The organism is Pseudomonas sp. ASL7 (assembly GCF_056680375.1).
Window position 1 is genome coordinate 2,213,832 of record NZ_CM155279.1, and the last position, 12,273, is coordinate 2,226,104.

The window sequence follows — 12,273 nt, forward strand, 5'->3', positions numbered from 1 at the left end:
GGTCAAGGATGGGACGCGGGATGGCTCAGGAAAGCTTCGATTTCTGCATAAGGCATCGGTTTGGCAAAGTAATACCCCTGAAAAATATCGCAGCGACTGCCCTTCAGGAAATCCACCTGATACGCAGTTTCCACGCCTTCGGCGACCACCGTCAGGCTGAGGTGATGGGCCATGGAAATAATGCCTTGGGTGATCGCTGCATCGTGATGATCGGTGGCGATTTCCTGGATGAACGAGCGGTCGATCTTGATCTTGTCTATCGGCAAACGCTTGAGGTAGCTGAGGCTGGAAAAACCAGTGCCGAAATCATCGAGAGCAATGCGCACCCCCAACGCCTTGAGCCGGTGCAACGTGTCGATCGCCTGTTCAGCGTTATGCAACAGAAGCGACTCAGTGATCTCCAGCTCCAGCTGCTCACCACAGAGACCATGTTTCTCCAGGGTGGCTTGGACACACTGGACGAAATGGCCACGCTGAAAATGCATCGGCGAAATATTCACGGCCACCGAGATGCCCGTGATGCCCTGCTCGCCTAGCTGGCGCAGCTGCGCGCAAGCCGTATCGAGTACCCAAAGGCTCAGCGGGATGATCTGGCCACTGTCCTCTGCCACCGGTACAAACACCGCTGGGGAGATAAATCCTTTTTCCGGATGCTCCCAGCGCAGCAACGCTTCGATCCCGACCACCCGACACGTGCGCGCATCAATCTGCGGTTGATAGTGCAGCTTTAACGACTGAGTTTCGATGGCCTTCTGCAAGTCATTGCGCAGGCTCGCCTGCTCGCAAACCCGCTGATTAAGATCGCTGGTGTACCACTGAAAATTGTTGCGCCCTTGCTGCTTGGCTTTGTACATGGCCATGTCAGCCTGCTGGATCAGTTGCATCGGCTGTTCGATGTGACCATCGCTCAAGGTGATGCCGATACTTGCGCTCACGTGCAGGTCAATGCCCTGAATGCAGTAGGGTCTGGCAATGCTGGCCATCAATCGCTCGGCCACCGGTACAACGTCCTCATCACGAAGCAGGTCCGGCAGCAGAACGATAAATTCGTCACCGCCCATGCGCACGACGGTGTCACCGGGACGAACCTGCTGGGTCATACGCTGCGCCACCTCAATCAGCACCTGATCGCCGAAGTAGTGCCCGATCGAATCGTTGATGGATTTGAATCCATCCAGATCAATACAAATCACTGCCAGACGACGCTTACGCCGCCGACTGATGTGACAATCTAGAATAAGCCGATCTTCAAGAGATACACGGTTAAGCAAACCGGTCAGACGATCATGGCAGGCGTTGAAGCTCAACTGGCGCTCGTAATGCTTTTGCTCACTGATGTCCCTGGCCACTCCAAAAACTCCCACGATCTCGCCATTGATCATGATCGGCAGGTTTGAAATGTCCATGGTCAACAGCTTGTCGCTCTCATCGCGAACCCGTGCCTCGAAGCGTTGAGGCTCTCCGGCGCGGGCTGCGGAAAAATGCTGACTGACCCGTTCCAGGTCCTCTTCGAGCACCAGATGGGAAAAGTGATGACCAATGAAATCGGTTGCAGTGTGCGGTTTTAGCTTCAGGCCTGCAGGATTCACACTCAGGATGTTGCCGGCCAGATCGAGGGCGAACACCGGGTTGGGGTTGTAGGTGAACAATGAACGAAATTGTTGTTCGCTTTTCTCCAGACGTTGGCCGTCACGCTCATGGCGGATCGCAATGACTGCCAGTTGGGCTGCGTAGGTCAGTCGTTGAATCTGCGCCTCGTCCGGCGCCTGGGCGCGGTTCTGGTACAGGGCAAATGTACCCAACACGCTTCCTTGATGGGAGAGCAAAGGTACCGACCAGCAGGAACGCAGGTTATGCCCCAGCGCCAGGCTGCGGAAACGCTCCCAGTTTGGGTCCCGGGCGATGTCTTCGGTGACCACCAGCTCGCGCCGGAACGCTGCGGTGCCGCAGGTTCCTTCCTGTGGACCAATGGCCATTCCATGAATCGCCTCGCTGTACTCGGCCGGCAGGCCGGGCGCCGCGCCGCTCAGCAAGTGTCTGCCCTCGGCATCAGTGAGCAGGATAGAGCAGACGGTTTCGGGGGCCTGTGCGTCGAGCATCTGGCAAATGGCGCAGAGTATGTCGCCGAGATGATGATCGGTCGCGATCATACCGAGAATGTCACGTTGCGACTCGGGGAGTGTCTTGCTGTGAAAGCTAGGACGAGTATTCATGGTGGTCCTGAAGACTCTCGAGGTCGTCCGGTCTTCAGAGAGCCTGAAATAGTAGGCGGCCGACCACTGTCCACTAGTGCATCGGTCGCGCACTTTACAAAGCACCAACCAGGCAAAAAAAGGCTCAGATCCAACATAAAAAACAGCATCAGATTGCCTCCGTTTGGCTGATTTCGCTTTCCTCGAGACGCGGCAAAATTTCTCGGCCAATTTCATCCTGCACCTGAGTGGCATAGCGTTCGCCGTACTGGAAATTCAAAGCCACATGGTTGACACCGGCCGCACGCAGGCTTTCGAGAAACTACAGGATCACATTGCGCCCGGCGCGCAAACTCAAGTGAATCGGGCACGGGTGAATGATCGGGGTGTTCGGCCGTTTCGATGTTCTGCTGGGCGATCGACTCAGTGACGTGCTGTCCTCGACCTACGAGCACCCTCCGGCCGAATCGATTATGTCTTTTCCAGCGTACGCCGCCACTGCCCCCCCCTTCACAGGTCAGATTCTTTAATACTGAATCACTTAAAGTTTTGTAGCGCTCGCGGAGCGCTTGTTTCGGGTCGACTCCGGCTCGGAGTGATCGGCAGTAATCGGCCAATCTCTGCCTTTCATGAAGGGCAGCAATGACTCGATTTCGGTCGGTCGTGACAGGCAGAAAACGGCCAAAAGCAGTCAGTCACGAATGACTCCTTTTCGTCTCGGACAGTGATCGAAAATGAAGCGCGGCCCTAGCTGTTTCGGTGCGTTTGGTTGCTGTAAACCGGCGCCTGACATTCCTTCCTGAGTCATCAATCTGGACTACTCTCTCAACTCTAATCAGTGAGCCCTACCGGTAAGCTGAGCCGCAGTCCAATTCCTGGCCGAGAAACGCATATGAAATCACGGACAAGCATGCTTTTCGCTGGCGCGTTGTACAGCGTCATTTCAGTGTTACTACTGGCCGGCTGTGCAGGAAAGGACGACCCCATCAACGCTGCCAGTCAAGCCGACAAAAAAGCGGGCGTAGCGGCCCCCAGCATCACCGAGACCAAAGCGATTGCTGAGGAGGCGTTCATCTACGGACTGCCTCTCGTGATGAACTATGCCGTGATGAACGAGTTCGTACTGAACAAGAATTCAGCGCAATACAAAGGCCCTTTCAACCAGCTTTTCAACGAAGCGCGTGTCTTTACTTATAAGGACACCGCCGTCGTCACGCCCAACAGCGATACGCCATATTCCATGCTCTGGCTGGATCTGCGTTCTGAGCCCATGGTTGTTTCCGTACCGGCAGTCGATAAAAAACGTTACTACTCGGTGCAGTTTATCGATGGCAACACTTATAACTACGGCTACATTGGCAGTCGCGCCACTGGAACGGAACCTGGCGACTATTTGGTCGTTGGCCCTGACTGGAAAGGTTCGACACCTGCCGGAGTCAAAAAAGTCTTTCACTCGACCACCCCCTTCGCGCTCACTGTTTTTCGGACTCAACTATTCAACGCAGCGGACATGCCGAACGTAGTGAAGGTTCAGGCAGGGTACAAAGCGCAGCCGCTCTCGGCATTCCTCAAACAACCGGCTCCAGCCGCCGCACCCAATACTGATTTCCTCCCGGCCACCTCCCAGGGAATCAAAGACAACTTCTACGAGTACCTGGATGCCGCGCTTCAATTCGTGCCAGAAACCCCACGGGATAAAAACCTGCGCGCCAGACTCGCCAGCATCGGAATCGGGCCCGGAAAGACCTTTGAGTTCAAAGATCTTTCCATGGAATACAAAGCCGCCGTTTTGCTCGGCATGAAGGACGGTGAAGAGAAAATCGAAAAGTTTCTCGCATCAGGGCTCAAGCACGTCAATGGATGGAAGGTCGGCTCTGTTTTTGGAGACGAAAACTTTTACAACGGCAATTGGCTGATGCGTGCCACCGCTGCGAAGGCTGGTATCTATGGCAATGATGCTGTCGAAGCCGTGTACCCCATTGCCAGCAACGACGCAAAAGGTGAACTGCTCGATGGCAGTAAACACAATTACACGCTGACCTTTCCAGCCGGGCAACTCCCGCCTGTAAACGCTTTCTGGTCAGTCACGATGTACGACGGCAAGAGTCAGCTGTTGATCCAGAACCCGATCAACCGCTACCTCATCAATTCGCCCATGTTGTCCAGCATGAAAAAGAATGCAGACGGGTCACTCACCCTCTATATCCAGAAGGACTCCCCAGGCAAGGCGAAAGAAGCAAACTGGTTGCCAGCCCCCAACGGCCCCATCTACCTCGTTATGCGCCTCTACTGGCCGAAGACGCAGGCGCCCTCCATTCTTCCAGCTGGTTCCGGCACATGGTCGCCACCAGGCATCGTGCAGGCAAAGTGAAAGCTTCACCACCGTAGTGACCTTGTGCACAGGTCACTACGAAAGTCCGCTTTGGGTCCAGGCTGTGTGAAAACGCACTGAATACGTCGAAAATTGAGGCCTACGGGCGTTGCCTGCGAAACCAGCAGACTGAAGCGCGAATTGCCCTCGTCAGCTACATAGGCGCCCGTAAATGCTGTTTGGGCCGCGTCAGAGGCCCAAACAGCCACTCACGGACGATCAAACGGCTGGATTCACGCCCTGATCGCTTCAAGCAGTCCTGCGATGCCGAAGATGCTCATCATTCGTTTGAGGTTGTAGGCGAGCACATGAAGGCTCATCTCGGTACTTACCCTCGGCAGAGTTTTAGTCAGGAAGTGGGTGGCTCCCATCCAATATTTGAGTGTTCCGAAAGGATGCTCAACTGTCTTTCGGCGAACCCTCATCATCGCTGGATCATGTGCTAGTCGAACCTGCATCGCGTCGATTACCGCCTCATGTTCCCAGCGCCTCACTCGGCGCTCCTTACCCGTCGTACATTGCTTTTGCATTGCGCAGGACTGGCAGCCCGAGAAGTAGTAACAGTGCAACAACATGCCGTCTTCCATCGACGAATGCCGCCGGGTCAGCAACTGTCCCGCAGGGCATCGATACGCGTCCGATGCAGCAACGTAGATGAAGTCCTGCTTACCAAATCGGCCTTCGGCTTTGCTGCCTGATGTCAGGGGTTTTGGTACAAAGGTGGTGATGCCCGCCTGCTCGCAGGCAAGGATTTCCAGACCTTTGTAGTAGCCTCGGTCGGCCACCACCGTTAGCGTTTCAGCCTCGATTTCTTCACGCGCCAGGTTCGCCATATTGCTCAGTTGCCCACGATCATTACCAACGTTGGTCACCTCATGGGCAATGATCAAATGGTGCTTGTCGTCGACAGCTGTTTGGACGTTATAGCCAACCGTTCCGGTGCCTCGTCCGCTCGTGGCCATTGAGCGTGCATCTGGGTCTGTGAGGGAGATTTGCTGGTCTGGACTGTCGTGGAGCTGCGCCTCGATATCCTTGAGTTTCTGCATCTGCTTTTTCAGCGTTTCGATTTTTTCTTTCAGCCGCTTGGCCTTGGCCTCGGCCACTTCGGGCGTTGCCCGATCCGCCGAATCCATCGCCGCCAGATAACGGTCAATGCTCTGTTCGATCTGCTGCATACGTGCCTTCACTTTGCCCTGGGTGAAGTTACGGTCACGATTGTTGACGGCTTTGAACTTGCTGCCATCGATGGCGATGATCGATGCAGAGAAAAGATTGAGGTTGCGACAAAGCACTACGAACTGACGGCAGACGCTGCGAATGGCTTTGCCGTTGTCTTTGCGAAAGTCGGCGATGGTTTTGAAGTCAGGAGCCAAGCGCCCCGTCAGCCACATCAACTCGACGTTGCGCTCGGCCTCACGTTCAAGCCTGCGACTGGACTGAATGCGATTGAGATAGCCGTAGATATAGATCTTCAGCAAGATCGCTGGATGGTAGGCCGGACGCCCCGTTGCAGCTGGATCAACACCTTCAAACCCAAGTGCACCCAGATCGAGTTCATCGACGAAAACGTCGACCACTCGGACCGGATTTTCTTCGGCTACATAATCGTCCAGGCACTCCGGCAGCAACGTCACTTGCGTCCGAGTCTCACCTTCGATGAATCGCTTCATGATCGCCCCCGATACGATCTAGACGATCAGAAGGTTAGACAATCACTCGCGTTTTCACACAGCCTGGACCGAACGCAGCCTCCCAGGCAGGATCGTCCCGCCAAAGTTGTGGTGAAATCAAGCTGGGCTCCAGCAAGCCTAATGATTGTCAATACGATTTTTTTGAGATGTCGCTTTTGGTCATTAGCTGTATGCCCGGACGCTTTTTACCTGAGCGGTGTGATTATCAGTCAATAAGCGGCGGCCGATAAGCGCGCAATTCCAAAATCGCGGGCGTATCAGAAGGAACAGTTAACTCGATGACATGATGTGTATTTGGAAGGCCGGTTGCCAGTACATGACGCTGCTGCACCGAGCCATTTGCCAGGGCAGTCCCCAGCTCGTCTCCGCAGACGAAGCGTCGCTCCCATTGAAAGCTTTGTTCCTCCGCGAGACCTTTACCGGATGTCGTCTTGGCATAGGAAAGGTTCCAGGCACCCGGCTGTATGGTCACGTTTCCCGAGAGCGACTTGAAAACGTCCTTACTCGAGCCGCTTCCCTCTTTTCCTGTACGAGCGCTCTCGACGTCAAAGTCGAAGTTTTCCTGCGAGATGTCGAGATTCCGTACCCGAAGCGTCCAAACATCCGCTTCTCGATAAGATAGGCGGACGCCGACTTTTGTCAGGGCCGGCCAATCCGGGACATTAGTCAAACGCGTCACGCGGCTGGTCTGCCAGCAGCCGTCGACCTCGCTAGGGTCCTTTCCGTCGATTTTGAGATTTACTTTTCCGTCCAAGGGCCCCGCGGCGATTAGTTCGGCGCGGTTTCCATCAAATTCATAGCGGGTCGTTTCGCCAGGGACCGGCGCAGTAAAACTCCGAACCTGGCCGGAAGCGTTCCACCCATTATTTTGATAATCATCCCCAAGCTCCTCGACCCAAGAGGTGAACAGGTTAGCCATGAGGGTCCACCCCTTGGCGTTGGGATGAGGCGAATCGGCGAGAAGATCAGCTATTTGAAGATTATGCTCCTGCAAATAGGTATTCCAGCGCTGACGGCGCGGTTCCAGCGCAAGGTCATATTTCGCCGCCAGGGCTGGCTCCCAGACGCGGGACATGAACTCCTCCCAGTTCCTTTGCTTGAACCAAAAATGGCCTACACAGCCCTCGGGCGGCGACCATTGAAGATGAAAGCCAGTGTCACAGACGGGTTCAAGCGGATTTACGACGTGGTCGGTTTGAATGATGATGTCGGCTGCCGTTTTTGAGCGAAGGGTCCGTATAATTCGTTCGTAGGCACGGTGATCGCCATAAGCGTGGAAAACGATCAGATCGGGATAGACTTCCTCCACGTCGCGGGCAACTGCCTGCTCCAAGAGAGCGGCGCCCCACCCTCCCAAGGCGAGGTTATGGTAATCGAAGGTCACGTTGGGATATTTGGCTCGCAAAGTCGCAATAGCCAGATCGGTCCATTTCGGCGTACTGATAGACTGTCCATAGAAAAGAATTTTCAGGACCTGCGGCGTCTCTGGAGTTGCTGAACGAATTATTGACAACGAACGGCCAATCGCCTGATCAGCCTCCGGAGGAACCGGCTCTGCGGATACCTGTAGAAAGCAGCCTGCAAGCATTAGGCTAAAAATGACGACACGATTAACTTTTCGCCCCATCAAAGCACCACATGTTAATAGTTAATCGGACGCACAACCTGAGTGCTGTAAAAAATTCTCTCACAGGAGTGTATCGGACATTACTGCTAACGCCATGAGGCGTTGGGATCAGAAAGGTGTGTTGGCCGGACGCTTACGAAGCTTCTCCCTCATAAACGAACTAAAGCGCCCACACTGAAGGCACTATCCCTTCTTGTGGTTGAATCTGAGCCTGATCAAGGTAGCCAACGATTGCCTAAATAAAGTTTCTTGAAAGACTGCTTTCGGCCAGAAGCAGACATCCGCCCAGCCGGTAATCATCGTGTCTACGCTCGCGGCACGCTTCGTCGGATCGCGATTATTCGAATTGCGCAAGCCAGCGGGATTTCCCTTGCGGACATCAAGACAGCCCTTGAACCCATCCCGCATGATCGCAAAGCGTCCGCCAAGGAATGGGAAACGGTGTCGAAAGCCTGGGCGTCCTCCCTGAAGCGACGCATCGAGCAATTAACGAAGCTGTCAACGAGCCTGGAGGCTGCATCGGTTGCGGCTGTTTAACCATGGGAGAGTGCCCATTGCTTAATCCACAAGACTCGTTGGGCGAAACCAACTCAGGGCCTGTAATTTTTGATCAAGCACTTAAGAAAAGACTCGAAACATAACCCCCCCTCTTGGCGCAGTTACAACTCACATACCTGTAGTTATTCCCTGGGCCTACGGTCAGTCGCTAGCATCGCCTCTGAATTGGCTTCGCGGCTGCTATACGCAGCAAATTGCTGACTTAACTGGCGCCCAAATCGGATACAGGGCTTTTCAATTACGTACCAAGAAATACTGGCCAACGCAAGAGATGCGGTGATCGTAACAGCCTGATTTGCATGAACGCCGAAACTCGGGAAAGCGGCGGCTATAACCTGTTGTATTGGCCATCCGAAGACATAAACACCATACGAAAAGTCGCCTGGAAGCCGCAATGCCTTGATTGGCTCGGTGGTCATCAGCCAAAGCGCAGTAATCAAAAATGCCGGATAAAACACAAACTGGAACGCCGACCCATGCCGGAAGATCCAAGCAAAGAGGATTAAGCCGGAAACGACACGGATATTGATACCTGCCCGGTCTTTGTAAAGCGCAAGAAGAGCCCCAAAAGCAAAAAAGGCCGGGAGGCGACCACCAATATCTACGTTCATCAGGCCAATCAGTTCAATTTTTTCCGGAAAAAACATTGAAATGACAAGTATTACGACGAGAACCACCGTCGCGAAGAGCCTATGACGGAATACCCCGCAGAGCCCTGCTGCCAGCAACATAGTGTACATAATAAGTTCATATCGGATCGTCCAAATAGATCCGTTGGTCAGCGGGTAGTTGCTATGTTCAAACACACCGGGCAACGAATATTCGACATAGGGGTGCCGAAATATTGCTGTAAGAACGGGGCTATCAGCAAAATAACTGTTCAGCGGTAGTGTGGTGAACATCGGTCCAAGCAGTAACACGCAAGCGGTCGCGCTAACGAGGATGGCTGGGAACACCCGAAAAAACCGTGCCAGTATAAAATTAAGTGGTGAACTATTGTTTATCCAGCTATTCGTTACAAGAATACCGCTTAAGAAAAAGAAGAATTCAACGGCCAGCGATCCCGAATAGTCAAATCCAAGCAACCGCCCGATAGGCTCTGTCGTCGAAGGCCCTGGAACAAGAGCGTAAGCATGCCCCCAGATGACTGCACATGCAGCGATGAGGCGTAGCAAATCCGCGTTGTTATTATCCCTGTGCAGAGCGTGATCCAGTTTCATTGAATGGCTCTCGGAATTGTGCGCAATGGCAGGACCCGATAACTATCACGGCCATTTGCCGGTCGCGGTAGGTATGTCTTATAGCGTCTGAGTGTAGACGGCGCATCAACGCGACTGCCCAACATGAAAAAAAAGACATGTTACATATTCGCGGTCTTGGTGTATGACCAGCCCCACGCCGTCATACACGCTTTGTCTCTATTCCTAACCCCCTGCACCTATCCCAAAACCAGGACAAAGGAATGCCAAGGATCAGGCTACAGCTAACGGTCAGCCCGACGGCGTTAACGGCCAAAACCAGGTGCTTTTGCGCAGCAATGGCGAGAACCTAAACTCACCACGCCCTCGAGACCATCGTGGATCAATATTTCGGAAATACCGAGCCTCGCCTTCTGTTCAGATATGGGTGCCAGCCAAACCCGGATCAGATCCTTTTAGCAGATCAAGGCCGGAAATGAGCCACCCTCCCGATTCTAAGATAGGTGGATGGCATTGCTGTCGATCAATGCGGTTCAGATGACTGCTTTGGGTCCAGGCTGTGTGAAAACGTTTTAGAGCGAGTTTGACCGTCAGAATCAGAACGAAAAACGCGTTCCTACGTAAATTATTGGTCTGTTGACTAACCAATCACCGACAGATTTTACGTAGCAACGCAGACTACAAAACAGTGCATGCGTTTTCACACAGCCTGGGTCGATAGCTGTCCTTCGCGACAGGCAAAAAACGGCCAATAGGAGTCACTCGCGAGCGTCATTTTTCGACCCTGAAGTGACATTGGCTGTCCCAATCTAGCCGCCTTGAAGCTGTTGGTCGGACGCCTCCATGGTCACTCGTAGTGACACCCCCGCAGTGGTGAGCAAACACCGGAGGGCATCTGCCGATGCTACTGGGCTGCCCCATGCAAGCAAGGTACTTGGCAATCTTTACTCATCAATATTTTGCTGCCAAACAGGTAACCGGCGCGAATGGCTAAATAGAGCACTGGCTTGTCGCGGCCTGAGCGACTAGCTTTAACTTGGTCCGGATCATCAGAGTACTGCCAGCGGTTCGCTGAGCAGAACACAGGCAGGACACTAAAGCCCTTCGCTGGTTAGGCAAAATCACATTTATGGAGCAGTCACTATGAATATCAAAAACAAAAGCCGTGCCCTCCTGGGTTTGGCACTGCTGGCTGCTGGTCTTGCCGGTTGCCAGTCTAATCAGCAATTTATTGCTGCCAATCAAGATGCCGCGATGAAGGTGGTTACCACTCGCGCAGCCTTCGAAATGAACTGCCAGGCTGTAACGCCGACTATATTGTCGAGCAAAGTAGTCCAACTGCAATATGGCTATGGCCGTACCGAATACACCGTGGGTGTTCGTGGTTGCGGCAAGCAAGCGGTGTACATGGCAGTGTGCCTGGACCCCAGTACCTGCAATGCCTACACCGATACCGCCCGCCTCGGCCAGTATTGATTGACCCGCCGCCGCAACCCTCTTGCGGCGGCTGTTCAGTAGCATCCCCGTCCTTATCCACAACCTCCTCGACTACTTGGAACAACCAGATCAACCCAACGCTTGGCGCTGGGCTGGCAGGCGGGTATGGCCGTCGTCACGCCCGCACACGAAGCGCCCTTGATGTAGATTCGCAATTTCTCTCCATGAGTTAAAACGGTGTTGGATTCTCCAAAGAAACTGCATCTAAGTAGCACAAACTTCATACGGAAAATGACTGCTTTGGGTCGATAGCTGTCCTTCGCGACAGGCAGCAATCGGCCATTTTGCGCTTGCTTTCAATGCCGGAGAAGATGTCCGGACTAGACTCGGTCATCTTGCAGCCCTGCCATACTGTTCAACATGACCAGTGCAACCTTCCGCTTCTACGAGGAGCTCAACGATTTCCTGCCGGCCGAACGGCGGCGGCAGTCATTCACCTGTGAGTGCGCACGCGGGGCGACGGTCAAGCACATGATCGAGGCGCTCGGGATACCGCACACGGAGGTCGAATTGGTGCTGCTCAACGGCGAGTCGGTGGGCTTCGAGCGGGTGATTCTCGACAGTGACCGGCTGGCGGTGTATCCCAAGTTCGAAGCGCTGGACATCAGCCCGCTGCTGAAGATTCGTGCGCAACCTTTACGGGTGCTGCGCTTCGTCGCTGACGCGCACCTGGGCGGGCTGGCCAGCCTGCTGCGCATGAGCGGCTTCGACACCCTTTACGACAATGGCTTCGAGGATGGCGAGATCGCCGAGATCGCTGCGCAGCAAGGACGCATCGTGCTAACCCGTGACCGCGACCTGCTCAAGCGACGGATCATCAGCCACGGCTGTTACGTGCATGCCCTGAAACCGTCGCTGCAGTTGCGCGAATTGTACGAGCGCCTCGACCTGGCGCGTAGCGCGCGACCATTCAGCCTGTGCCTTCATTGCAACCTGCCGCTGCGCGAAATCAGCCCGGAACTGGCCCGGCCACAGGTGCCGCCACGCGTTGGCGCCCTCTATTCGCACTTCCTGCACTGCGACGCCTGCCAACGGGTTTACTGGGAGGGTTCACACTGGCGCGGCATGTGTGCACTGCTGGCACCGCTGCTGGACCGATAGCCGGGCACATCAGGCCGGCTGCGTTGCCAGGGATAAC

At 54.4% G+C, this 12,273-nt stretch carries 8 protein-coding genes; 4 read left to right on the forward strand and 4 right to left on the reverse strand.

Going from position 1 to position 12,273, the window contains the following annotated elements:
* Window positions 1-2 precede the first annotated feature (2 nt).
* Window positions 3-2,213, reverse strand: a complete 2,211-nt coding sequence (locus AC1MDT_RS10080; protein WP_480421876.1) for a putative bifunctional diguanylate cyclase/phosphodiesterase — start codon at window positions 2,211-2,213, stop codon at window positions 3-5.
* Window positions 2,214-3,102: 889 nt separating this feature from the next.
* Between AC1MDT_RS10080 and AC1MDT_RS10085 the strand changes: the two genes are divergently transcribed.
* The gene (locus AC1MDT_RS10085; protein WP_480421877.1) at window positions 3,103-4,563 is read left to right on the forward strand and encodes a DUF1254 domain-containing protein; all 1,461 of its coding nucleotides are present in this window, start codon (window positions 3,103-3,105) and stop codon (window positions 4,561-4,563) included.
* Between the two features lie 233 nt (window positions 4,564-4,796).
* Here the strand turns inward: AC1MDT_RS10085 and AC1MDT_RS10090 are convergent, their stop codons facing one another.
* A complete protein-coding gene (locus tag AC1MDT_RS10090; RefSeq protein WP_480421070.1) occupies window positions 4,797-6,233 on the reverse strand; it encodes an IS1182 family transposase in 1,437 nt (478 codons plus the stop codon).
* Window positions 6,234-6,459: 226 nt separating this feature from the next.
* Window positions 6,460-7,881: an SGNH/GDSL hydrolase family protein gene (locus AC1MDT_RS10095; RefSeq protein WP_480421878.1), complete on the reverse strand. Its 1,422-nt coding sequence runs from the start codon at window positions 7,879-7,881 to the stop codon at window positions 6,460-6,462.
* A gap of 249 nt (window positions 7,882-8,130) precedes the next feature.
* Here AC1MDT_RS10095 and AC1MDT_RS10100 point away from each other — a divergent pair, with 249 nt between their 5' ends.
* Entirely contained in the window at window positions 8,131-8,418 is a 288-nt protein-coding gene (locus AC1MDT_RS10100; protein WP_480421879.1) for a MerR family DNA-binding protein, read from the forward strand.
* A gap of 143 nt (window positions 8,419-8,561) precedes the next feature.
* Here AC1MDT_RS10100 and AC1MDT_RS10105 read toward each other — a convergent pair whose 3' ends face one another.
* Window positions 8,562-9,659 (reverse strand): acyltransferase family protein, encoded by a 1,098-nt coding sequence (locus AC1MDT_RS10105; RefSeq protein WP_480421880.1) that lies wholly within the window; start codon window positions 9,657-9,659, stop codon window positions 8,562-8,564.
* Between the two features lie 1,122 nt (window positions 9,660-10,781).
* On the opposite strand from AC1MDT_RS10105, the gene AC1MDT_RS10110 reads away from it, so the two are divergent.
* Together AC1MDT_RS10110 and AC1MDT_RS10115 are read left to right on the forward strand one after the other, a co-directional pair.
* Window positions 10,782-11,114: a hypothetical protein gene (locus tag AC1MDT_RS10110; RefSeq protein WP_480421881.1), complete on the forward strand. Its 333-nt coding sequence runs from the start codon at window positions 10,782-10,784 to the stop codon at window positions 11,112-11,114.
* Between the two features lie 381 nt (window positions 11,115-11,495).
* Window positions 11,496-12,236 carry a Mut7-C RNAse domain-containing protein gene (locus AC1MDT_RS10115; protein WP_480421882.1) on the forward strand — a complete coding sequence of 247 codons (741 nt, stop codon included), beginning with the start codon at window positions 11,496-11,498 and terminating at the stop codon, window positions 12,234-12,236.
* Window positions 12,237-12,273 lie beyond the last annotated feature (37 nt).

Excerpts from the sequence above, each read along its gene's own strand:
- AC1MDT_RS10095 (WP_480421878.1), bottom strand. The coding sequence starts at position 7,881 with ATGGGGCGAAAAGTTAATCGTGTCGTCATTTTTAGCCTAATGCTTGCA.
- AC1MDT_RS10085 (WP_480421877.1), top strand. The coding sequence starts at position 3,103 with ATGCTTTTCGCTGGCGCGTTGTACAGCGTCATTTCAGTGTTACTACTG.
- AC1MDT_RS10080 (WP_480421876.1), bottom strand. The coding sequence starts at position 2,213 with ATGAATACTCGTCCTAGCTTTCACAGCAAGACACTCCCCGAGTCGCAA.
- AC1MDT_RS10110 (WP_480421881.1), top strand. The coding sequence starts at position 10,782 with ATGAATATCAAAAACAAAAGCCGTGCCCTCCTGGGTTTGGCACTGCTG.
- AC1MDT_RS10105 (WP_480421880.1), bottom strand. The coding sequence starts at position 9,659 with ATGAAACTGGATCACGCTCTGCACAGGGATAATAACAACGCGGATTTG.
- AC1MDT_RS10090 (WP_480421070.1), bottom strand. The coding sequence starts at position 6,233 with ATGAAGCGATTCATCGAAGGTGAGACTCGGACGCAAGTGACGTTGCTG.
- AC1MDT_RS10115 (WP_480421882.1), top strand. The coding sequence starts at position 11,496 with ATGACCAGTGCAACCTTCCGCTTCTACGAGGAGCTCAACGATTTCCTG.